Source organism: Sodalinema gerasimenkoae IPPAS B-353, from assembly GCF_009846485.1.
GTDB classification, from domain to species: domain Bacteria; phylum Cyanobacteriota; class Cyanobacteriia; order Cyanobacteriales; family Geitlerinemataceae; genus Sodalinema; species Sodalinema gerasimenkoae.
The window spans coordinates 1224297-1246079 of the sequence record NZ_ML776472.1; the positions used below are offsets into that span (position 1 = coordinate 1224297).

The 21783-nt window shown below is 50.8% G+C and carries 21 protein-coding genes and 2 pseudogenes; 5 read left to right on the plus strand and 18 right to left on the minus strand.

What is annotated here, in order from left to right; all coding sequences use genetic code 11:
* Window positions 1–52: 52 nt before the first annotated feature.
* Window positions 53–847, plus strand: a pseudogene (locus L855_RS22745) (ferrochelatase); the annotation flags it as partial.
* Between the two features lie 79 nt (window positions 848–926).
* On the opposite strand, the gene L855_RS05420 reads toward L855_RS22745, so the two are convergent.
* The 11 genes and pseudogenes from L855_RS05420 to L855_RS21395 all read right to left on the minus strand — a co-directional run bounded on the left by L855_RS05420 (window position 927) and on the right by L855_RS21395 (window position 9191).
* Window positions 927–1805 (minus strand): alpha/beta fold hydrolase, encoded by an 879-nt coding sequence (locus L855_RS05420; protein ID WP_159785164.1) that lies wholly within the window; start codon window positions 1803–1805, stop codon window positions 927–929.
* A gap of 57 nt (window positions 1806–1862) precedes the next feature.
* Window positions 1863–2207, minus strand: coding sequence for a DUF1815 family protein (locus L855_RS05425; RefSeq protein WP_068788215.1), 345 nt, complete (start codon window positions 2205–2207; stop codon window positions 1863–1865).
* A gap of 411 nt (window positions 2208–2618) precedes the next feature.
* Complete coding sequence (locus L855_RS05430; protein ID WP_159785167.1) at window positions 2619–2834, minus strand: DUF2839 domain-containing protein; 216 nt, start codon at window positions 2832–2834, stop codon at window positions 2619–2621.
* Window positions 2835–2880: 46 nt separating this feature from the next.
* On the minus strand, window positions 2881–3528 hold the full coding sequence (locus tag L855_RS05435) for an LON peptidase substrate-binding domain-containing protein (protein ID WP_159785170.1): 648 nt from the start codon (window positions 3526–3528) through the stop codon (window positions 2881–2883).
* Between the two features lie 139 nt (window positions 3529–3667).
* On the minus strand, window positions 3668–3985 hold the full coding sequence (gene rpsJ / locus L855_RS05440; RefSeq protein ID WP_159785173.1) for a 30S ribosomal protein S10: 318 nt from the start codon (window positions 3983–3985) through the stop codon (window positions 3668–3670).
* Between the two features lie 133 nt (window positions 3986–4118).
* Entirely contained in the window at window positions 4119–5348 is a 1230-nt protein-coding gene (gene tuf, locus L855_RS05445) for an elongation factor Tu (protein ID WP_159785176.1), read from the minus strand.
* Window positions 5349–5372: 24 nt separating this feature from the next.
* Window positions 5373–7448, minus strand: coding sequence for an elongation factor G (fusA, locus tag L855_RS05450; RefSeq protein ID WP_159785179.1), 2076 nt, complete (start codon window positions 7446–7448; stop codon window positions 5373–5375).
* A 251-nt stretch (window positions 7449–7699) separates the two neighbouring features.
* Window positions 7700–8170, minus strand: a complete 471-nt coding sequence (gene rpsG / locus L855_RS05455) for a 30S ribosomal protein S7 (protein WP_068788209.1) — start codon at window positions 8168–8170, stop codon at window positions 7700–7702.
* A gap of 57 nt (window positions 8171–8227) precedes the next feature.
* Window positions 8228–8602 carry a 30S ribosomal protein S12 gene (gene rpsL, locus L855_RS05460; RefSeq protein WP_159785182.1) on the minus strand — a complete coding sequence of 125 codons (375 nt, stop codon included), beginning with the start codon at window positions 8600–8602 and terminating at the stop codon, window positions 8228–8230.
* A gap of 83 nt (window positions 8603–8685) precedes the next feature.
* Window positions 8686–8817 (minus strand): annotated as a pseudogene (locus L855_RS22750) (HesB/IscA family protein); the annotation flags it as partial.
* A gap of 128 nt (window positions 8818–8945) precedes the next feature.
* A complete protein-coding gene (locus L855_RS21395; RefSeq protein ID WP_219729874.1) occupies window positions 8946–9191 on the minus strand; it encodes a HesB/IscA family protein in 246 nt (81 codons plus the stop codon).
* Between the two features lie 347 nt (window positions 9192–9538).
* Between L855_RS21395 and hetR the strand changes: the two genes are divergently transcribed.
* Window positions 9539–10450 (plus strand): heterocyst differentiation master regulator HetR, encoded by a 912-nt coding sequence (gene hetR / locus L855_RS05470; protein WP_159785185.1) that lies wholly within the window; start codon window positions 9539–9541, stop codon window positions 10448–10450.
* Between the two features lie 226 nt (window positions 10451–10676).
* The gene (locus L855_RS05475; RefSeq protein WP_159785188.1) at window positions 10677–13196 is read left to right on the plus strand and encodes a sigma 54-interacting transcriptional regulator; all 2520 of its coding nucleotides are present in this window, start codon (window positions 10677–10679) and stop codon (window positions 13194–13196) included.
* A gap of 85 nt (window positions 13197–13281) precedes the next feature.
* Here L855_RS05475 and gap read toward each other — a convergent pair whose 3' ends face one another.
* The 3 genes from gap to L855_RS05490 all read right to left on the minus strand — a co-directional run bounded on the left by gap (window position 13282) and on the right by L855_RS05490 (window position 17936).
* Window positions 13282–14295, minus strand: a complete 1014-nt coding sequence (gene gap, locus L855_RS05480) for a type I glyceraldehyde-3-phosphate dehydrogenase (RefSeq protein ID WP_425500598.1) — start codon at window positions 14293–14295, stop codon at window positions 13282–13284.
* Window positions 14296–14541: 246 nt separating this feature from the next.
* Window positions 14542–16071 carry a WD40 repeat domain-containing protein gene (locus L855_RS05485; RefSeq protein ID WP_159785191.1) on the minus strand — a complete coding sequence of 510 codons (1530 nt, stop codon included), beginning with the start codon at window positions 16069–16071 and terminating at the stop codon, window positions 14542–14544.
* A 1172-nt stretch (window positions 16072–17243) separates the two neighbouring features.
* Window positions 17244–17936, minus strand: coding sequence for a hypothetical protein (locus tag L855_RS05490; protein WP_159785194.1), 693 nt, complete (start codon window positions 17934–17936; stop codon window positions 17244–17246).
* Between the two features lie 459 nt (window positions 17937–18395).
* Here L855_RS05490 and L855_RS05495 point away from each other — a divergent pair, with 459 nt between their 5' ends.
* Window positions 18396–18722 carry an STAS domain-containing protein gene (locus tag L855_RS05495; RefSeq protein WP_159785197.1) on the plus strand — a complete coding sequence of 109 codons (327 nt, stop codon included), beginning with the start codon at window positions 18396–18398 and terminating at the stop codon, window positions 18720–18722.
* A gap of 15 nt (window positions 18723–18737) precedes the next feature.
* On the opposite strand, the gene L855_RS05500 is transcribed toward L855_RS05495, so the two are convergent.
* Window positions 18738–19889, minus strand: a complete 1152-nt coding sequence (locus tag L855_RS05500) for a PP2C family protein-serine/threonine phosphatase (RefSeq protein ID WP_159785200.1) — start codon at window positions 19887–19889, stop codon at window positions 18738–18740.
* Window positions 19890–19976: 87 nt separating this feature from the next.
* Between L855_RS05500 and L855_RS05505 the strand changes: the two genes are divergently transcribed.
* Window positions 19977–20393, plus strand: coding sequence for an ATP-binding protein (locus L855_RS05505; RefSeq protein ID WP_281349542.1), 417 nt, complete (start codon window positions 19977–19979; stop codon window positions 20391–20393).
* On the opposite strand, the gene L855_RS05510 is transcribed toward L855_RS05505, so the two are convergent.
* The 3 genes from L855_RS05510 to L855_RS05520 form a co-directional block, all read right to left on the minus strand.
* Window positions 20390–20554, minus strand: coding sequence for a hypothetical protein (locus L855_RS05510; RefSeq protein ID WP_159785203.1), 165 nt, complete (start codon window positions 20552–20554; stop codon window positions 20390–20392). The genes L855_RS05505 and L855_RS05510 overlap by 4 nt on opposite strands.
* Window positions 20555–20586: 32 nt before the next feature.
* Window positions 20587–20868 carry a hypothetical protein gene (locus L855_RS05515; protein WP_343039240.1) on the minus strand — a complete coding sequence of 94 codons (282 nt, stop codon included), beginning with the start codon at window positions 20866–20868 and terminating at the stop codon, window positions 20587–20589.
* A 197-nt stretch (window positions 20869–21065) separates the two neighbouring features.
* The gene (locus L855_RS05520; RefSeq protein ID WP_159785206.1) at window positions 21066–21695 is read right to left on the minus strand and encodes a ribonuclease H-like domain-containing protein; all 630 of its coding nucleotides are present in this window, start codon (window positions 21693–21695) and stop codon (window positions 21066–21068) included.
* Between the last annotated feature and the right edge of the window lie 88 nt (window positions 21696–21783).

Below are 21783 nucleotides of genomic sequence, written 5' to 3' on the forward strand. Positions count from 1 at the left end.
GATTCGGTCTTCACCAGCGGTATCGCAGTCGAACAGGTCAATCAGGCTCTGATATCCCCTGCTCGTGGTGGATTCGGTCTTCACCAGCGGTATCGCAGTCGAACAGGTCAATCAGGCTCTGTCTAAGTTAGTCGAGGGCGAGGAGCATTGGGTCAAAGGTCTTAAATATATTCCCTCGTTCTACAATCAGCCGCAATATCTGGATTTGATGGCTCAGATGGTTGAGGAACGCATCGCCGAGGAGTTGGCGGCGGCCTATCTGCCCTCGCAAATTGGCATTATCTTGATGAATCATGGCTGTCCCATGAAGGCGAAGGGCTTTACCTCGGGTGTCGATGAGAGTCAGGCGCTGTATGAGGCGGTTCGGGAGCGGCTCATGTACCGCTATCCCCTGATTTCGGTGGGTTGGCTCAACCATGACACGCCCCTGATTGAATGGACACAGCCGAATCCCAATCAGGCCATTGATAACTTAGTGCAGTTGGGGGCGCGGGCGATCGTGATGATGCCCATTGGCTTCGCTACGGAAAACCATGAAACCTTGCTGGATGTGCATCATATTGTCCATGAAATGCACCGTCGGTATCCCGATGTTACCTATGTTCAGATGCCCTGTGTGAACGATCGCCCGGAGTTTCTGGAGATGGTGGCCCGCTGGGCGGATTGCCATATTGAGGAGTTGCTCTCAGAAGAGGGGGTTGAGGTGAATCCCCAGTTAGCCGTTGAGGTGGCCCGACGCTTCCACAATCATGACGAAGATGGCTACGATCACGGTCATGATCATGACCATGGTCACAGCCACGGCCATAGCCATAGCCACGATCACGGCCATAGCCATAGTCACTAGGTGGACAGCGAAGCCCAAACCTGAGTAAGTCTCAGGGTGGGCGAGTTGGGGGTGAACTCCGGTTCGCCCCAATTCACCTCTATTTGACGGTGAGGAAGTTCAGGAGTTTGCGATTGACGGTTTGCGGCACCTCTTGCTGAATCCAATGGCCACATTGAGAAATCAGTTCGAGTTGAAAGGGGGCGCTGATGAGGGTTTCAAAGCCTTGGGTAAGACTGGTACTCAGGAACGAGTCGTCTTCGCCCCAGAGAACTAGAGTGGGAGCTGTAATAGGATCGAGCGATCGCCCCCAGCTTTTGAGCCAGGTTTGGGGGGCGGAGAGTTGACGATAATACTTGACGATGGAGTTCAGCACGCCGGGTTTTTCCAGGGCGGCTTGGTAAATTTGGTTATCTTCCTGACCAAAGGCCCCTTTGCGAATGGCGTTTTCCCGGAAAATATTTTGTACGAAGTCTTTGAGGTTGTTACGAATCACCCATTCGGGGAGGCTGGGGACTTGTAAGGCCAGCACATACCAACTGCGGCGGAGTTGGTCGAAGTTACTGGCGAGGGCTTGGGTAAACTGGTGGGGATGGGGGGCGTTGAGGATGGCGAGGCGATTGATGGACTCGGGATAGGTATGGGCCAGATGCCAGGCGATCGCCCCTCCCCAGTCATGACCCACAATATGGGCGCTACGATAGCCCAATGCGGCAATAGTCCCTCGCACATCTTGGCTGAGGGTGTCGAGATCATAGCCGCTTGACGGTTTGTCAGAGTCGTTATAGCCCCGTAAATCGGGAACGACCACTTTAAAATGACGGGCCAGCGCCGGGATCTGATAGCGCCAGGAATACCAAAATTCGGGAAACCCATGGAGAAGGACGACGAGATCCCCTTCCCCTTGGGTTACACAATGCAGTCGGATGCGGTTGGTGTCAATATAACAGTGCTGCCAGCCAATATCGATATCTGTCATGGGAAATACCCAATAGCAAGGGTTAAAATGTGGCGATCTCAGGGATCTACCTCTATTTTACGCCTGTTGGACCGCCGTTGGGCGATAATCTTGCGGGGCAATTTGGTATTTCACCAGATTGGCTAACTCTTGCAGTTGGGCAATGGCTTCGGCTCCTTCGAGCTTCATCAGTTCGCGATCGTCGCGCATCTCAGTCCAGGTGATTCCATAGTCGGACACCAGGAAACGGATAAGATGATTGTCGCCTAGGCTAACCATAAACGACGCGCTGTTCATCTGACTGCCGCAGGTGTAGCACGAAGCCAGATAGCCCCGACGCTCCAGCACAATGGCTAAAGCTTTTAGATTCATCACCAATTCTTGGACGAATTGACGATGCTGTTCGGCAAGTCGTATAAACACAGTTCTCCTCCTCTTGACACGCGAGACGCGGGTTAACAATTTAAGATTTACTTAACAATGTCTCTCATCTTGGGTCCCTAGGCAAGCCAACACAGTTACGCCCCAACAGACCATTGTCGAGTCGGGAAACTTGCCCAACGCTAACTTAGGTTACCCAGAGCTGGGGTATCGTAGAACACAGACAACCCGAAAGCTGAGGGATAAAGTCGGTCACGATAGGCAGAAATCCTTACCCTATCTAACTTTGCCTTTCTACAAATTTTCTGGGTCTTCAGGACATTCGCTCAAACAAATCGCGGGGATCGCAGCAGGGTCACCCCGGTCAAGACTCCCATTCTGATTATGAGTAGTACGTAAAGTTATTTAAGATTTCTATCAATGCGGACTCAGATAGCGTCCCATTATGGAGGATTACGAACCCAGTCCCCACCAGCCAAACGATGGAGCGATGAAGACCACCGTTAGCCAAACAAGAATGAGGGCGACAATTCCTGCCCAAGCCCCTCGGCTCGACCATTTGAGGAATTGCTCCGACTGTCGTTTCGTAATTGGCAGCCAGGGCAGGATGTGAGGCTCCTGACCGTACTTTTCGCCTAGAGCTTCTTTGCGACGTTTGGATTCACCCATGGTAATTCAAGGACATTTCAACAACAACAAGACGGGCTTAAGTTCTTTAAGAGGGGTTAAAGGTGTCTTTAAGGACGGTTCGCGCCGCCAGATGATTTCGGGTGGTGGTTAGAATTTCCGATTCTCGCTCCAAGCGAGTGGCAGTGTCTTGCATTTCCAGCAGAGTTTGCTGTTCTGAGGCCACGCCATAGAGATTGCCGGCCACCCAATAGGACAGTTCTGTGGGCAAGCTGGGAATATCTTCGGGGAGTTCAATCTCCCGATCCATTAACTTAGCCGAGAGGCGAACCACATCCCGTAACAGTTCTTCCACATCCGCAGCTAAGCGATGCAGATCTTGTTCTGGGGGACGGTCTTCGATCCATTCCACTAAACCAACATAGTAAGGCTTTTCTCGGACATAGTCCAAGACCCGAAACCGCTGTTGGCCCATCGTCCAAATTTTTAGGCGATCGTCCGGTAGCCGCTGATGTTGGATGATTTCGGCACAACAGCCGACGGGAGCCGCTTCGCGACGGTTTGGATCCCACATGAGTACCCCAAAGCGGCGATCGCTATCGAGGATGGTGTTCATCATCATGCGGTAGCGAAATTCAAAAATATGTAGCGGCAGGGGTCTACCGGGAAACAGGACGACCTCCGGAAGAGGAAATAAAGGAAGTTCTCGAACAGCGATAGAAGACGAGGTGGCCATGATTCCGTCTGTCAGGGTTGCGCCTTTTATTCTAACTCATTCACAGACAATCCCCCGTCTTCTCAGTCGGAGTTAACTAAGACATAACAGGGGATATGAGTGAAGTATGGGGCTTTTTAACCCATTCTCAAGGGGCTATTTAAAGTTTGACCTCAATATCAACCCCAGCAGGCAGATCCAGCTTCATCAGGGCATCAATTGTTTTTGAGGAGGGTTGATAAATATCGATAATGCGGCGGTGGGTGCGGGTTTCAAAGTGTTCACGAGAGTCTTTATCGACGTGGGGCGATCGCAGAACACAATAAATGCGGCGTTTGGTGGGTAGAGGAATCGGGCCAACAGCGGTAGCGCTGGTACGGTTGGCAGTATCTACAATTTTGTCGCAAGATGTATCGAGAAGGCGACGGTCAAAGGCTTTTAAGCGAATGCGAATTTTTTGCTGCTGAATCGTTGCCATGATGTTGAAGAGGTTTTAAATTGTCGAGGTTCGGTAAAAAAGAGTGGGGCTGCCCCAGGAAGCGTGGCGTCAGTTAAACAGTGGATTAGGGGCCCATGAATGCGCCCCTAATCCACTGAATTAAGCCGAGGGACTACTGGAGGATTTTCGCCACAGCACCCGCGCCGACGGTGCGACCGCCTTCACGAATAGCAAAGCGCATTCCCTGTTCGATCGCCACCGGGTTGATCAACTCAACGGTCATTTTGATGCGATCGCCAGGCATGACCATTTCAGCATCACTACCATCGTCAGCGGTGAAGTCGCTGATGGTTCCGGTCACGTCAGTGGTCCGCACATAGAACTGAGGACGGTAGCCGGGGAAGAAGGGAGTGTGACGGCCACCTTCATTTTTGTTGAGGATGTACACCTCAGCTTCAAACTTGGTGTGAGGGTTGATTGTGCCGGGTTTAGCCAACACCATGCCCCGCTCAATATCACCTTTTTGAATCCCACGCAGGAGCACACCGACGTTGTCGCCAGCCATCCCTTGATCCAAGGTTTTCTGGAACATTTCCACACCGGTGACGGTGGTGCTGCGGGTATCTTTAATGCCCACGAGTTCCACGGTGTCGCCGACTTTGATGATACCGCGCTCAATCCGTCCGGTAGCAACAGTCCCCCGACCGGTAATCGAGAAGACGTCCTCAACTGCCATCAAGAAGTCTTTGTCCACATCACGCTCAGGGGTGGGCACATAAGCGTCCACTTCTTCCATGAGTTTGAGGATTTTGTCAACCCACTCATCTTCACCAGCACCGACAGTGGGGTTGGCTTCGAGAGCTTCAATGGCTTTGAGAGCAGAGCCAGTGACGATGGGAATATCATCGCCGGGGAAGTCGTACTCGCTCAGGAGTTCACGAACTTCAAGTTCAACCAATTCGAGGAGTTCTTCGTCATCGACTTGGTCTTGTTTGTTCAAGAAGACTACCAAGCTAGGAACGCCCACCTGACGAGCCAAGAGGATATGCTCACGGGTTTGAGGCATGGGACCGTCAGCCGCAGACACCACCAGGATCGCGCCGTCCATCTGAGCGGCTCCGGTGATCATGTTTTTCACATAGTCCGCGTGACCGGGGCAGTCCACGTGAGCGTAGTGACGTTGAGTTGTTTCGTACTCAACGTGAGCGGTGTTGATGGTGATTCCCCGCTCTTTCTCTTCAGGTGCTGCGTCAATGTCAGCATACTTACGAGCTTTCGCCTGACCGGTCACAGCCAGAGTTGCCGTGATTGCAGCGGTTAGCGTGGTTTTCCCGTGGTCAACGTGACCGATGGTACCGATGTTGACGTGGGGTTTGTTGCGTTCAAATTTTGCGCGTGCCATGAATCTTGTGTTCCTTATTCTGTGTTATGCGTTCCCTTTGCTTTTGGCGATGATCTCTTCAGCAACACTACGGGGAACTTCCTCATAGTGACTGAACTCCATCGAAAAGATGCCACGACCTTGGGTCTTCGAGCGAATATCCGTGGCATAACCAAACATGGATGCCAGCGGAACTTTAGCCGTTACTTTCGTAAGGCCATCTTCAGTCTCTTGACCCTCGATCTGACCGCGACGGGAGTTGAGATCGCCAATAACGTTGCCCATGAAGTCTTCGGGAACTTCGACCTCAACTTTCATCATCGGTTCGAGAAGAACCGGGGATGCCTTCGTGACAGCATTCTTCATCGCCATTGAACCAGCGATTTTAAATGCCATCTCGTTAGAATCGACATCGTGGTAAGACCCATCGACCAACGTTGCTTTCACGTCGATCAGGGGATAACCTGCCAGGATACCAGATTCGCAGGCTTCTTTCATCCCATTTTCAGCCGGCCCAATATATTCCTTGGGAACTGACCCGCCGACGATTTTGGAGACGAACTCAAATCCAGTTCCAGTTTCACCGGGTTCAAGTTCAATCACCACGTGACCGTACTGACCTTTACCACCGCTTTGACGGACGAATTTGCCCTCGGCGGTGCTGGGTTTGCGGATGGTTTCGCGGTAGGCCACCTGAGGCGCACCAACTTCGGCTTCTACCTTGAATTCCCGTAACATACGGTCAACAAGAATTTCTAGGTGAAGTTCACCCATCCCAGCAATCACGGTTTGGTTCGTTTCCGCATCCGTTGTCACGCGGAAGGTGGGATCTTCTTCGGACAAGGATTGCAAGGCTTTGGAGAGTTTCTCCATGTCGGCCTTGGTTTTTGGCTCGACGGCCACGGAGATAACGGGTTCGGGAATGTACAGGGATTCAAGGATGATGGGTTCTTCCTCGTCGCAAATCGTATCCCCAGTTAGGGTATCTTTCAAGCCCAAGGCTGCACCCAAATCTCCGGCACGAAGTTCATCGACTTCAATGCGATCGTCGGATTTGAGGACAATCAGACGAGATACCCGCTCTTTCTGGTCTTTGGTGGCGTTATACACATAACTTCCTTTTTTCAGGATGCCTGAGTACACACGCACAAAGGTCAAACGACCGTAGGGATCTGCCATAACCTTAAAGGCCAGGGCCGACAGCGGCACATCGTCATCAGCGGGACGAGTGGCCACTTCCCCATCAGGAAGGGTTCCTTGAATCGGAGGAACTTCTGTGGGGGAGGGCAGATAGTCGACGACGCAGTCGAGTAGCCGTTGCACCCCTTTGTTTTTAAAGGCAGAACCACAAAGCACAGGAACGATGGTTCCGCGAATGGTTCCTTGGCGAAGGGTTGCACGAACTTGCTCTTCGCTGATTTCTTCCCCTTCTAGGTATTTCTCCATCAGGTCATCGTCAGTTTCGGCGACGGCTTCGAGGAGTTTTTCGCGGTATTCGGCTGCCAGTTCTGCAACTTCTTCTGGAATGTCCGTTTCCTGAATGTCGGTTCCCAAGTCGTTGGTGTAGATGTAGGCTTTCATGCCTACGAGATCTACGACGCCATGGAAGTTACTCTCACTGCCGATGGGAACTTGAATGGCAACGGCATTGGCGCGAAGACGATCACGCATCTGGTTGTAGACTTTGAAGAAGTTAGCCCCGGTGCGGTCCATCTTGTTCACGAAGGCGATCCGGGGAACTTTGTAGCGATCAGCTTGTCGCCACACGGTTTCCGACTGGGGTTGCACCCCACCGACGGAACAAAAAACAGCTACCACGCCATCTAGTACCCGCATTGACCGTTCAACTTCAATGGTGAAGTCCACGTGTCCTGGGGTGTCGATGATGTTAATTTGATGGTCGAGCCAGTTGGTAGTGATCGCAGCGGCAGTAATCGTAATGCCCCGCTCTCGCTCCTGAGCCATCCAGTCCGTCACGGCGGTTCCATCATGGACTTCGCCCATTTTGTGAACCATGCCTGAGTAGAACAGGATACGCTCTGTTGTAGTCGTTTTTCCTGCGTCGATGTGTGCCGCAATACCAATATTGCGAATTCGGTTGAGCGGGACTGTTCGTGACACAATAACCTCCCTTTACGTGTACTGCCGCTGTGTCTTATTGCTCTGCTGTGCTGGGTTGAGGGATTCTTTGACTTGGCGATCGCTCGCCCGGAATCACACACAATCCAACGCGCCCCTCTCTCCGTGGAAATTAGAGACGCGGACACAACATTGCTTATTGTATCTTAATATTCTTTGACTTAAGCGACGATTTAAGCAAAAAATTCTAGCTCGCCCCTGAAACGTCAAAACGGTTCCGCTGCGAGACTAGCTTAGTAACGATAGTGAGCAAAAGCCTTGTTCGCGTCTGCCATGCGATGGGTTTCTTCCCGTTTACGGATGGTGTTTCCGGTTTCGTTGGCAGCATCCATGAGTTCGTTGGCGAGTTTCATGGCCATGGTGGTTCCAGAACGGTTGCGGGTAGCTGCAATCAGCCAACGTAGGGCCAAGGCAACGCCGCGATCAGGACGGACTTCCATGGGAACTTGGTAGGTTGCCCCACCGACACGACGGGCCTTGACTTCCACCAGAGGCGTCGCGTTGCGAATGGCGGTTTCAAAAACCTCTAAAGGCTCAGAACCCGTGCGCTCTTCAATAATTTTCATGGCATCGTAAACGATGTTGGATGCCAAAGATTTTTTTCCATGCTGCATGATGCGGCGGGTCATCATGCTGACTAGGCGGCTATTATAAACCGGATCGGGGGGAACCGGACGTTTTTGAACGACTCTGCGACGTGACATAGATTCGGCTTGAACTTCTGAAAAAGTATAAACTGCGCGGATTCTGTCCTAGGAGATTTACTCTTTAGGACGTTTGGCTCCGTACTTGGAACGACCTTGGCGACGATCTTTGACGCCGGCGGTATCCAGGGTCCCTCGCACAATGTGATAGCGAACTCCAGGTAAATCCTTCACACGACCTCCCCGTAGCATTACTACGGAGTGCTCTTGCAGGTTATGACCAATACCGGGAATGTAGGCAGTCACTTCAAACCCTGAGGTCAGACGAACCCGCGCTACTTTCCGTAGGGCGGAGTTCGGCTTTTTCGGGGTGGTGGTGTAAACCCGGGTGCAAACCCCACGACGCTGGGGACAGCTCTTCAAAGCTGGCGACTTCGTTTTCTTATGGGCTTTCTTTCGCTCGCTACGCACGAGCTGCTGAATTGTGGGCATGAGTAATGCTAATGAGCGGACTTAAGATAAATCTGGAAACAGTCTTCAACTATACCGCGATTTTGGGCAAGAGTCAACCGCCCTCAGTGAGCCGTCAGATCAGCTTGGGGAACAAAGGAATGTCCACAGCTACAAGTACGCTCGGCGTGAGGATTATGGAAGCGAAACCCGCCTCCCATAAGGTCTTCTGTGTAGTCAATCGTCAGTCCATACGGCGTGAGGATTATGGAAGCGAAACCCGCCTCCCATAAGGTCTTCTGTGTAGTCAATCGTCAGTCCATTGACGTAGGGTAAGCTTAACACGTCAACGGCGATCGCCACCCCATCACAGGTACAACAGCGGTCATCGGCAGACGTAGGGTAAGCTTAACACGTCAACGGCGATCGCCACCCCATCACAGGTACAACAGCGGTCATCGGCATCGGGGGACTCCTCAAAACTGAGGTCATAATACAGTTGGGCACAGCCGCCTGATTGAACCCGAACCCGCAAGCTTGCCCCGGGGCGATGCTGCTTGCCTCGCAGGCGCTCCACTTCGGCGATCGCCGCCGGAGTCAGAGAAATACGGATATCAGATAAAGAACTCATAAAACAAAATAGGATTGAAGACTTGAACGGTAAATTTTTGGGTCTTACCAGGGAAAAGATGCCAAGGAGAATCAGATGGGGGAACGAGATCGGATAAGATCTTGGGATAAAGTGAGTATAAGGGGGAAAACTCCTCGAAAAAAGCAGTTCGCAGTCTAGCGATTGTTCAGACCTGCCTTCACGAACGAGCCTCCCACCAGGCGTGCATCCTGTGATCGCTCAGAGAACGCCACTCCCGGCGCTATTCTAAAATCGTCTGATCCTGAGTGCGGACGTTCTCACGAGAGTAGACTAATTGACCGGAGGTCACTGTCACCCCTCCAACACTCATAGCTTCAGGGATTATTATGAATAAAGATACCGATTTGATCGAGCGTCTGAGTCCGAGCGCGATGGATCAAATCATGCTCTATTTGGCATTCATTGCCATGCGGACTAGCGGACATCGACATGGAGCCTTTCTGGATGCGGCGGCGACGGCTGCCAAATGTGCCATCTACCTAACCTATCTCGAACAGGGTGAGAACTTGCGGATGACGGGTCATCTGCATCATATCGAACCCCGGCGGGTCAAGGTCATTGTCGAGGAAGTCCGTCAGGCCCTGACGGAAGGGAAACTTTTGAAAATGCTGGGGTCTCAGGAACCTCGCTATTTGATTCAGTTCCCCTATGTCTGGCTCGAACAATATCCCTGGCAACCCGGCAAACCTCGCATCGCTGGGAGCAGCCTGGCTCCAGAGGAAAAACGCCAACTGGAGCGAAAACTACCCAAACCTTTGCCTGATGCTCAAACCATTAATTCCTTCCAGTTTATGGAGTTGATTGAGTTTCTGCACAGCCGCTCTCAAGAAGATCTCCCATCTGAACGCCGGATGCCCCTCAGTGAAGCCTTAGCTGAGCATATCAAACGGCGTTTAATTTATTCAGGGACTGTCACCCGTATTGATTCTCCCTGGGGAATGCCGGTTTATGCCCTCACCCGTGCCTCCTATTCTCCCGCCAACGACGAGGAACGGAACTACATCATGGTTGAGGATACGGCTCGCTACTTCCGCCTAATGCGAGACTGGACACAACGGCAGCCTAGAACCATGCGCTTGTTGGAAGAGTTGGACATCCCCAGCGATCGCCTCCAAGATGCCTTAACAGAACTCGATGAACTGATCCGGAGTTGGGCCGACAAATTCCATGCCAAAGGCGGGGAACCCACGGTTCTGCAAATGGTGGTTGGGGAGCGAGACGATAGCTTTATGCCATAGCTGGTCTTCATCACAGCGCAATGTGCATCCGAGGGGGCGAGTCTTAGGCTCGCCTCGTTCGTTTGATGCCTTGACTAGAGTTGGCTAGATTTTGCTAAAAAAGATCGCCGCTGCAATGATGAGCGCTAACAGGGCCAGGGGAACCCAAAGATTTGGCAGATCTGCGATGGTCATGACGATCGCCGCTAGGATAGAACAACAGGATCATAAGACGAGGGCCGATCCCATGATAGGTGCAGACCGGATTACCTGGCTTAAAACTCACACCATTCTCCAAAAACTATCGGAGGCGGCCCTGGCGGACTTGAACGACATGCTGAGCGATCGCCACCTGGCCAAAGATGATGTTCTCAGCCAAGCCGATCAGCCCCCCGATGGCATTTATATTCTCCACCAGGGTCAACTCCAAAGCGATCGCCCCCAAGGCTCCTATTGCCTCACCGCTGGAACCGTTCTACACCTGCAAGATCTCCTCCTAGAACGTCACAGCAACGAAACCCTAACCGCCTTGAGCGAGAGCCAACTTTGGCAGATTTCCCGAGAAGACTTTAGCCATCTCCTCGATCGCCACAACGAAATCTCACGCCTGTTTTCCCAACAACTGGCCGCCGAACTCGATCGCGTCTCCGCCGAACTGACCTACGAACGACAACGTCAAAGCGAACTACGGCCCTATCTCGTCAACCGTATTCGTCGAGGCATCATCGGCACCAGTCGTTACGCCGTGCGCTTACGACAAAGCATCAAAAAAGCCGCCAAAACCCAAGACTCCGTTCTGATTTTCGGCGAACCAGGCCTCGAAAAAGACAACATGGCCAGCCTGATTCACTATGGTTCCCCCCAACGGCGCGAACCGATGATTCAACTCACCAGTGGCCTGCTACAAACCAGTGGCGCAGAACTGTTTGGCCGCGTCAACGGTAAACCGGGCCTCCTAGAATGGCTAGGAGAAGGCACTCTGGTTCTCAACAACGTCCAAGATCTGCCCGATGAACTGCGAGAGCCAATTGCCCAACTCCTGAAAACTCAAACCTATCACCCGGTCTTCCGCGATCCCCAAACCCAACCCGTCACCCGCTCTTGCAACGCCCGCATCATCCTAATTTCCGAACGAGCCGCCCCAGAATTTACCGACTGCATCGCTCAAAGCATCAAAGTTCCCCCAGTTCGGGTTCGTAAAACCGATATCAAAGCCCTCCTCGACTACAACCTGAGTCTCTGCTGTCGCAGTCGCGGCATCCCCAAACCCAGGATCACCCCCGAAGCCATCCGTCGCCTACAATCCTACGACTTTCCCAACAATTTACGGGAACTCAGTAGTCTGGTGAAACGGGCTGTTACCCAAGCCGATGGTGCTAATGAACTCACCGAAGAACTGTTTTGGTCTCAGGACAATAAAAAAACTCGGCTGCGCCTCAACCTCTTTAAAAGCTATCCTCAAGTTCGACAATTTTTACGAGGGACGTTCTGGACTGATGGATTGAACTATGGCATTACAACCTGGGTGTTTGCCTTGGTTGTTATTCTCTTGTTTGTTGGCCCCCAAACCCGAGACCAAAATGTCGCCTTGAATTTATTTTGGGCTTGGTGGTGGCCCCTGATACTCCTTGGATTTCCCTTCGTTGGACGCCTTTGGTGTGCCGTGTGTCCCTTTATGATTTACGGAGAACTGAGTCAAAAACTCTCCCTAAAACTATTTCCTCGAAAGCTAAAACCTTGGCAAAGACAAGCTGCTGAACGGTGGGGAGGCTGGTTTTTGTTTGGGCTGTTTGCCTTGATTTTCCTGTGGGAAGAACTCTGGCATCTCCAAAATACAGCCTATTTATCCAGTTGTTTACTGCTTTTGATTACCGCAGGGGCCGTGATTTTTTCGCTGTTGTTTGAGCGACGATTTTGGTGTCGTTACCTTTGCCCCATTGGAGGAATGAATGGCTTATTTGCCAAGCTTTCCATGACCGAGTTGCGGGCCCAGACAGGGATTTGTTCCGCTGAATGTACCACTTATCAATGTTATAAAGGGGGACCCGAAAAAGGGGAAGGTCAGGAGACCGAGGGCTGTCCTCTCTATTCCCATCCGGCTCAACTGCAAGATAATCGAGACTGTGTGCTATGTATGACCTGTCTCAAAGCCTGTCCCCATCGGTCAGTGGAATTGAACCTACGGCCACCGGGGATTGAACTCTGGACAACCCATACCCCCCATAGCTATGAGGTGGCGTTACTATTTTTACTCCTCGGTGGGGTATTTCTGCGGCGGCTACCGGAACTACAAGGGTTATTAGGGTGGTCCGTTAACCTGGGCAGCTTTGGCCAACATTTAGAAGTCTCGTTGTTGGCCTTATTGTTGCCGGCGATCGCCCCCCTGGTCGCCTATGCTCTTATACAGGCCATTCATCGGCTCTGGAACAGCCCCAAACCCAAGCCCTTTATGACATTAGCCTATGGCTATCTTCCCCTAGTCTGGGGTGGCAATTTAGCCCATTATCTGCACTTAGGGTTAGGGGAAGCCGGGCGCGTCTTACCGGTGACCCTGGCCACCTTTGGCATGAGTGGCGCCAACCTGCCTATCTGGGTCGCTGACCCCGCAGTCATCAGCTTTTTACAAGGAACCCTCCTGATTGTTTCAACCCTCTTAAGTCTGATTCTGACCCAGAAAATTGCCCGCAAATCCTGGCGCTTCCTGCTTCCCCAGCATTTGAGTGCGATCGCCCTCGGCTGGAGTCTCTGGGCCGTTATTCTGCCCTAAAACTAGACCCCAGTTCCCAATGCTTTAGGAACCGGGGTCTGAAGTCTAGATTGTGAAGACCGTCATAGAAGTCTCAGCGGCTGGACTATCCCTTAGCCACCATTGTCAAGATGAGGTCAATGGTGCGATTTGAATAGCCCCACTCATTGTCATACCAGGACACCACTTTGAAGAAATTAGCATTCAACTCCATACCAGCGGTGGCATCAAAAATGCTGGAATGGGGGTCAGTGGTGAAGTCCGTCGAGACAACCGGGTCTTCCGTATAGGCGAGAACTCCCTTCATCGGCCCCTCAGCCGCCTGCTTCATAGCCGCACAGATGTCAGCGTAGCTCGTGGCTTGTTCGGTGCGGAAGGTTAAATCCACCACCGAGACATCTGGGGTAGGAACCCGGAACGCCATCCCCGTCAGGCGACCCTTGAGTGCCGGTAGAACCAGGGTGACGGCTTTCGCTGCGCCGGTAGAGGCCGGAATAATATTCTGGGGAGCGCTACGGCCCGCCCGGAGATCTTTTTGACTGGGGCCGTCCACCGTAGGCTGAGTGGCCGTCATGGCGTGAACCGTGGTCATTAAGCCCTCGGCCAGCCCAAAGTTGTCGTGAATGACTTTGGCAATGGGGGCTAAACAGTTTGTCGTACAACTGGCATTGGAGACAATGGGATGTTGACTGGGGTCATACTCTCCCTGATTTACCCCCATGAGTAGGGTTTTGACCTGATCAGGGTCTTTCGTGGGGGCGGAAATGACCACCCGCTTCGCGCCAGCCTCAAGATGTTTCGAGGCCTTGTCGTAGGTGGTAAACAGGCCTGTGGACTCAATCACATACTCAGCCCCGTACTTGGCCCAGGGAAGTTGGGCCGGATCTCGTTCCGAGGTACAGGGAATGAATTTTCCATCGACGACAATTCCATCGGCTTTGGCTTCGACAGTTCCCTGAAAGCGACCATGGGTCGAATCGTATTTGAGGAGATAGGCAAGACTTTCAGGGGGGACAAGGTCGTTAATCCCGCAGAATTCAATCTCGGGGTTGGCCAGTCCAGCACGGAAGACTAAACGTCCAATGCGACCGAAGCCGTTGATTCCAACTTTGACCATGATGATGATTCCTCTAAAACTAATGGGCAGCGTCCCGGAGTCCGGCTAAGGCAGACTCATTAGCCCCATCGGGGTAAAGGCTGCGGTAGACAACTGGCGCATCGGTGAGGCGCAGTAGGGACGGGTTCACACTTACCCTGTGGGACTACAGTTACAATATCGCGATTCCTGGGCTATCGTGACCATGACATGACCCCTAAATTCCTTTAAATTCCTTTAAATTCCGCAACCGAGAATCTTCGGTCAGGTTTAAGTGGGGGAAATATCACAAACCTCGCGGTCCGCATCATTTACAGTCCGATTGTGGGTAAGGTAGGGACGTAACCACTCGCAGGCGCGATCAATCATTTGATTTGGGTCACCTAACTTCCACATTCTGACATGTCCATCCTCGGCCACCGAAAACACCCAGTCCTCCCCTTCATTGACTGAGGTTATCCCCACGAAATCTAAATGCTCCTCAATCGAGTTTCCCCCTTGACCCTGTATATCCCACCGTTTTACAGTTCCATCCTCATAACCTACAACTACCTCCGTGCCATCTGGATGGAAATTCGCGCTTCTTGAAGCAATCGTACTTGTAAAAGAGTAGATGGGTTGGCGCGTCTCTACATCCCAGACGTTCACGGTTCCATCAGCAGAGGCAGAAACAATTTGGGTTCCATCTGCATTGAAATGGACGGTATAAACTGCATCTAAATGACCTCTCAAAGAGTAGAGTGGTTCACTACTGTTTAAATCCCAAACGTTCACTGTGCCATCGGCAGAAGCAGAAACAACTTGGGTCCCATCTGGATTGAAATTTGCATGTGCCCCACCCCGATAATGAGGAACGGTAATACTGCTACCATCCCTAGGTAATGGGTCTGGGATGGTTCGGAGCGGATTTGAATCGACTTCAAATGAGTGAAGTTCTTCACCCCTATTCAAATCCCACACCTTCACCGTTCCATCGCTAGAAGCAGAAACCATTTGAGTGCCATTTGCATTGAAATAGGCACTGTAGACGGAATCGGTATGACCAAGGAAAGAATGCAGTTCTTCTCCCGTTTCTATATCCCATACCTTCACAGTCCGGTCATGAGCAGTAGAAACCACTTGAGTACTTTGTTGATTCAAAGTCGCACTGGTAACCCAGAGTAAATGACCTTCAAAGGACTGGCGTTCTTCTCTAGTTGCGATGTCCCATAGGGTAATCACCTGATGATTTCCAGAAAATGAAAGCACCGGAAGACCATTCTTCTCATGGGTTTCTTTGGGAGTCTCAGTCCAACGATTTCCAAATGATTGGAGTAGCAAACCACGGTTGATATCCCACAGGTTTACGGTTTTGTCTTGACTAACGGTAATTAGTCGAGTTCCATCCTTACTAAAATCTATGCCTTGGATGGGGTGAGAGGATGAAAAATGGTCAGTTAGTATAGTTTTGAGTCGAATATTTTGGAGGATTTCACCGAGACTATAGAGGGGCTTTAATGTGGGATATTCTGATGTTGGCTTATTCCTAACAGCTCTTTTTAGTGCTCGAACATTGCGAGTTGCTCGTAAAAGTGCATGGAGTTGATCGTGGTGGCGAAATTGCTCTAATGCTAGGAGACTCTCTGTTTCCAATTCTTTTTTTAAGCGCTCTGTGCTTGCGTTCCTATGAACCGAAACTCCCCAAACTATTGTCCCTAGTGTAACCATGAGCGTAACAGCTCCCAACAGGATAAAAGCTCGACTGGGGCGCTTGACTTGATTTTGCGGCTCACTCATCTTACTATTGTTTCCGTCGCTCATTGATTTATTTTTTTGTAACGTTATCTATCAATAAAAAACGCTATATTGGTCTTGACTGAGCCTACTATAACCTCCCTAAATCACCCTTGCCTGGAAAATGTTAAGAGTTTTTGACATTTGAACGGGCGATCGCAAATCGGGCAAAAACCTGGAAGTCAACCTCAATTTGTAGAGAAAACTACTTAACGGGAGTTCGGGATAAGCTAAACACCTGAAACTTCCCTCCAGCAAGGGGTTCAGCCAGTCAGTCCTGAGATGATGCCGACTTATGATTCGCAACAAGCGGGTTGGTGGCGTCTATTGTCAACAGCCGAACGTATTGACACCCGAGTCAGCCCAAGAAAGGGAGAAGCCGTATAAGCTAAAACGTATTCAATCTATTCAGCTAGCTTCTCCCTGCTTAGTTTAACCTGGGTTTGGGTTAAGCTGAATTCACGTGACTTAGAACTATATCTAAACCGGCGTGACTATCGTCTCTCGACAATAAAGGTCGATACTCTCCTAATTTTTGTTGGAGTAATTCCAGGGCAGGTCTCAAATCAAGGTTTGATATCCTTCATTGCCAGAGATGGCGTTCAGATTAACTCACATTCCAGGGCAGGTCTCAAATCAAGGTTTGATATCCTTCATTGCCAGAGATGGCGTTCAGATTAACTCACTCACGCGATCGCCATCCTTTCCTCATTCACCTACTCGCGAACACAATCCTGGACCTTCTCGGACCACAACATCCACACAATCATGATATTCCATTGCCGGAAACTCGCGAACACAATCCTGGACCTTCTCGGACCACAACATCCACACAATCATGATATTCCATTGCCGGAGTATTTCCTGGTTGAAATATCATGATTGAAACGTTACTGGCAGCATCCCCATGGTCTACCAGCAACGTTTCTTCTACAAACCTCAAGGAATCAATGACCCGCAATCCATACGTTGAAGATTCATTCGGAAACGGTCTCGATCCTGGCACTTGGACTGGATAGATGGCATACCCTCCCGGTTGGGGATCAATGATGAAAATGCCACTGGTGTTCACCGCAGCTACATAATCCAGCGCGACGCCGACTACAAATTCCAGGGCAGGTCTCAAATCAAGGTTTGATATCCTTCATTGCCAGAGATGGCGTTCAGATTAACTCACCCACGCGATCGCCATCCTTTCCTCATTCACCCACTCGCGAACACAATCCTGGACCTTCTCGGACCACAACATCCACACAATCATGATATTCCATTGCCGGAGTATTTCCTGGTTGAAATATCATGATTGAAACGTTACTGGCAGCATCCCCATGGTCTACCAGCAACGTTTCTTCTACAAACCTCAAGGAATCAATGACCCGCAATCCATACGTTGAAGATTCATTCGGAAACGGTCTCGATCCTGGCACTTGGACTGGATAGATGGCATACCCTCCCGGTTGGGGATCAATGATGAAAATGCCACTGGTGTTCACCGCAGCTACATAATCCAGCGCGACGCCGACTACAATATGTCCTGTCAATCGATTAACCGTCACATCGGCAAAGAAATCGCCACTTAGTTCGCGATCGACCGGATTTCCCGTTTCTATGTCGAAGTGATCCAAAACCAATACATTCAATTCATCCACATCAATGGTATAGGTATTTCCCCCCCATTCCCCTCGGAGTTGTTTCCTGTCCGAAATAATCTCGACTTCCGGAAAAAACCTCTCATGATCGGTTTGATTTTTCCAGGTTCGCGTCAATGTAGAACCATCGCTTAGCCACTCAGGATGAGTCGATTCTATGTTTTCTTGCAGGATAGTCAGAGCTTGATTTTGACGCGGAAGTTGTTGAGAGTAATGGGCAACATTGACTAAAGACATGCTCATGATCAAAGAAATGCTCATGAAGGTCACTGAGTCCTCCTGTTGTCTTAACAGTGGCCAGATTGTAACAAATTTGTGAGTGAACTGCATGAAATTACGGGCGCTGGGAGAGCAACCCTTTCATTTAGTCCTTAAATGTTGTGATTTCTTTCTCCTTGAGACTCCCCAGCCTGAAAGCGTGAGAATTCTGGGGTCTATGGGGAGCCAACGCTTAACCCCTCGCCTTAGCCTGAAAAGTTCTCAAGTCGCCCAGGTATGGGTAAGGCGTTAAACTCAGAATTTTCGGTAACATACGGTGAGCATTTACTCCGTTTCAACTTTAAAAAAGCTTTAGGATTGCGATCGCCTTGAAAGCCTGCCCAGAACTCACAGCGGTTTAGCCGGCAGAATTTTGGAATTGTTCACCGGGAAATGAGACACTGGTCTCTAGGTGATTGGTTCTGTACATGTGTGGAAAAATCTATGAACCCTGATGAAATTAAAGTCGTTCAGCCTGGCGGTCTTCTCGATGGGGCCAAGGCAAGCCAGGTGCGGCGGGAGATTGGTGAATGCCTAGACACCGGGGCCAAGGTGATCCTCTTGGACCTGAAGGATGTGACGTTCATCGATAGTTCTGGCCTAGGTGCGTTGGTGTCAGCCCTCAAGACTGTCCGGGCCGCAGAGGCCAAGATGTTTGTCTGTTCCATTAGCGATCAGGTCAAAATCCTGTTTGAACTCACCAGCATGAATCGTGTCTTTAAAATTTTTAGCGATCGCCAGGAGTTCGAGGAGTCGATGTTGTCCTCTTAAGGGTCAAACTTCAACTCAGCTGAACCGTAGCTGTAGGAGTGAGACATCATCGTCAAAGGGGTGAGGGTCACAGAGGGTCTGCAAATGCTCAAACACTGAGGCTAGATCGTCAGCATGGCTTGTCTGAGTTAACCAATCAGCGAAGGCATCTAAGCCCCAAACCGTGCCATCACTCTGGGGAATTTCATAGACCCCATCACTGAAGATATAGAGTTTCGCTGATGGGGTTACGGTGCAATGCTGGGCCTGATACTCAATATCAGGGAACATGCCGATGGGGAGATTTGGCGTGTTGAGTCGGTTTAAGCTGGCGGCGGATTCAGGGTTACCGAAATTGGTCAACAGTAATGCTGGCGGGTGGCCGGCACTGGCGTAGGTCAGGGTACGACGGCGAGTGTTGTAAACCCCATACCAGATGGTGAAGTACTTTTCCTCATAGAAGCTGCCGGAGGAACTGGTTTGAAAGGCCTGGTTGAGGGCTTCGAGAACTTGACTGGGATCGTGGAAATTGGTGTGAGGTAGGGAGCGCGATCGCAAAATGTTGAGGACTGAAATCGAGAGGAGGGCCGCACCGACCCCATGACCTGAGACATCCACTAAATACATAACCAACGACTCCTCATCCAGCCATTGGAAATCGTAACAATCGCCCCCGAGTTGTTGGCAAGGAACAAAACACGCTTCGATCCGAACTGCGGTATGATCACGGGAAACCGGGAGAAGCGATCGCACATAGCCTGCTGCTTCAGACAACTCAGCCTCCAACATTTGTTTCTGTTTCTGGAGGTCTTGGCTGAGTTGATGAATGCGTAAGCCGGCTCGAACTCTGGCTTTGAGTTCATCCATGTCAATGGGTTTAGCCAGGAACTCATCGGCCCCAGTATCGAGTCCCATCACCCGATCCTCGACGGCTCCCCGAGCTGTAAGTAAGATGAAAAACGTGGTGGATAAGGCTTTCATCGCCTTGGTTTGACGGCAGACTTCCAATCCATCTACCCCTGGCATCATCCAATCACAGATAATGAGTTTAGGATGCAGGCGTTTTGCCATATCAATTCCCTCCTCGCCGTTTTTAGCAACAGCTACGTTGTAGCCCTGTTCTTCCAAGGCCCGTGTGAGCACCATGCGAGTTGTTGGGTCGTCGTCGATTAGGAGAATCGGAGTCATGATCAAGAAACAGACCGCAAGTTTTTGAATGAAGCTGAGGATGTTATCGCTTTGGAAACGTTAAGCAAATTTCCCCTCTCCGCATCATTGCGTGTTCCCACGGATCTTAACGCGTTAGCTCGCGTTTTGGATTGGTTTGACAGCTTTAAGTCCCCTACTGTCCCCCAACAAGTTTGGTTACAACTCAAAACAGCCTTAGCCGAAGCCTTTACCAACGCGGTTCGACATGCTCATCAGGGTGCGTCAGAGTTGACGGTTGAGATTCACTTTGAACAAACGGAGGAATTTCTGCAACTCAAGGTGATCGACTCGGGGCCAAGCTTCGATTTGGACGCCAAGTTACGGGAGTTACCTGATGTGGATCTCAATGCAACTGGCGGCCGGGGATTACGGTTGATGCAATGTATTGCGGATGAGTTGCGCTATTTGCGACTTGAGGATGAACGCAACTGTCTCTCTCTCCTCAAACGCTACCAGACTCAGTCTCCCCCCAACGCCCATTAGTCTCCGATTCCCCAGGACAGTAGCGACACCACCACGATCAGCCAAAACCAGCGGGGTAAGGAGATGGCATCCCAGACGGAGATGGGAAATTCTACAAACAACAAGTTCCCAAACCAACCTAACAGGGTCAGTAGGGCAATTAATATCAATATGAAGGGCATAACCAATCCCGACGACACTCTGCCCCTGTATGTTAAGCCATCCAGGCCGAACCTGACTCCAGAGTATGAACCGAGTCCTGAGCCGCAGGGGACGATTGAGTCAGTGGATCAACCGCAATTCGTCCCTTGACAACAGCCCGCAATAGCCGGTCAATGGAGCGTTGTTCCTCTTCGCTGAGGGACTCATCAAGGATGGCCGCCTTTAATCCATGTCGATCCAAAAGGGTGAGCTTCCCCGTGGTTCGTGCTGAAACCAGAATCTCGCCGAGTGCCCCCGGAATTAGCATGGTTGATTTCGTGGAACGATTGGACATTATTTTGTTGTTCCTTAAACCGAGTTCCAGAAAGAGATGCCCCAATTCTCGCAAAGTTTTGCTAAGAAGTGCGTGATGTCTCACCCCTGACTCGGGTGAGTTAGATCGAGATTTTTTGCGATCGCAAGTACGCTAATGATGCGATCGCGATCGCAGACAAGAGGTTCAAAATAGGAAACTAGGGATTTTCCTAGAGATTAATGCTCAAAAACATTGGAGTAGTGCAATAGATCCAACGCCACAAACACAGGAATGGCCGCAAAACACTCTTGGGCAAGCTGCCAACGCTCTTCCCGGTGTAACATCATGGTTAACGTCTGTTTCAGAGAAATCAGATAACGAACATCATTCGCCGCGTAGCTTAACTGCTCCTCAGAGAGATTCGCCGCATTGCCCCAATCCGAACTTTGGGCCCGTTTATCGAGTTCGACTCCTTCGAGTTCCATCACTAAGGCTTTTAACCCATGAGACGAGGTATAGGTTCGAGCGAGTTTACTGGCAATTTTGGTGCAAAAAATAGGCTGCGTCTGAATTCCCAAGTGCTGTTGTAGCATCGCCACATCAAAGCGAGCGAAATGAAAAATCTTTTCAACCGTTGCCGCCTCCAGTAACTGCTTCAGACGAGGCGCCTGTGTTTGGCCCCGTTGAATGCGTACGACACTCACCATGCCGGAGATGTCACACAATTGGATCAAACAGAGGCGATCGCGGGCTGGCAATAGCCCCATGGTTTCCGTATCCACCGCGAGGAGGGAACCTTGGCCATAGCTATTCAACAGATCCTCATCGAGATCACCATCACAGACACGAAAATTCTCTAAAGTCATTGAAAATTGCCCCATACGTCGGATCGATTTAGGGGCAATCATATAGCAAAAATTGGTCTGAATCGGACAAAACACGGGGGAAAAGAAG

Coding starts and splice junctions, on each gene's coding strand:
- L855_RS05420 (WP_159785164.1), bottom strand. CDS start 1,805: ATGACAGATATCGATATTGGCTGGCAGCACTGTTATATTGACACCAAC.
- L855_RS05430 (WP_159785167.1), bottom strand. CDS start 2,834: ATGGGTGAATCCAAACGTCGCAAAGAAGCTCTAGGCGAAAAGTACGGT.
- L855_RS05435 (WP_159785170.1), bottom strand. CDS start 3,528: ATGGCCACCTCGTCTTCTATCGCTGTTCGAGAACTTCCTTTATTTCCT.
- rpsJ (WP_159785173.1), bottom strand. CDS start 3,985: ATGGCAACGATTCAGCAGCAAAAAATTCGCATTCGCTTAAAAGCCTTT.
- tuf (WP_159785176.1), bottom strand. CDS start 5,348: ATGGCACGCGCAAAATTTGAACGCAACAAACCCCACGTCAACATCGGT.
- rpsG (WP_068788209.1), bottom strand. CDS start 8,170: ATGTCACGTCGCAGAGTCGTTCAAAAACGTCCGGTTCCCCCCGATCCG.
- rpsL (WP_159785182.1), bottom strand. CDS start 8,602: ATGCCCACAATTCAGCAGCTCGTGCGTAGCGAGCGAAAGAAAGCCCAT.
- L855_RS21395 (WP_219729874.1), bottom strand. CDS start 9,191: ATGAGTTCTTTATCTGATATCCGTATTTCTCTGACTCCGGCGGCGATC.
- hetR (WP_159785185.1), top strand. CDS start 9,539: ATGAATAAAGATACCGATTTGATCGAGCGTCTGAGTCCGAGCGCGATG.
- L855_RS05475 (WP_159785188.1), top strand. CDS start 10,677: ATGATAGGTGCAGACCGGATTACCTGGCTTAAAACTCACACCATTCTC.
- L855_RS05485 (WP_159785191.1), bottom strand. CDS start 16,071: ATGAGCGACGGAAACAATAGTAAGATGAGTGAGCCGCAAAATCAAGTC.
- L855_RS05490 (WP_159785194.1), bottom strand. CDS start 17,936: ATGAGCATGTCTTTAGTCAATGTTGCCCATTACTCTCAACAACTTCCG.
- L855_RS05495 (WP_159785197.1), top strand. CDS start 18,396: ATGAACCCTGATGAAATTAAAGTCGTTCAGCCTGGCGGTCTTCTCGAT.
- L855_RS05500 (WP_159785200.1), bottom strand. CDS start 19,889: ATGACTCCGATTCTCCTAATCGACGACGACCCAACAACTCGCATGGTG.
- L855_RS05510 (WP_159785203.1), bottom strand. CDS start 20,554: ATGCCCTTCATATTGATATTAATTGCCCTACTGACCCTGTTAGGTTGG.
- L855_RS05515 (WP_343039240.1), bottom strand. CDS start 20,868: ATGTCCAATCGTTCCACGAAATCAACCATGCTAATTCCGGGGGCACTC.
- L855_RS05520 (WP_159785206.1), bottom strand. CDS start 21,695: ATGACTTTAGAGAATTTTCGTGTCTGTGATGGTGATCTCGATGAGGAT.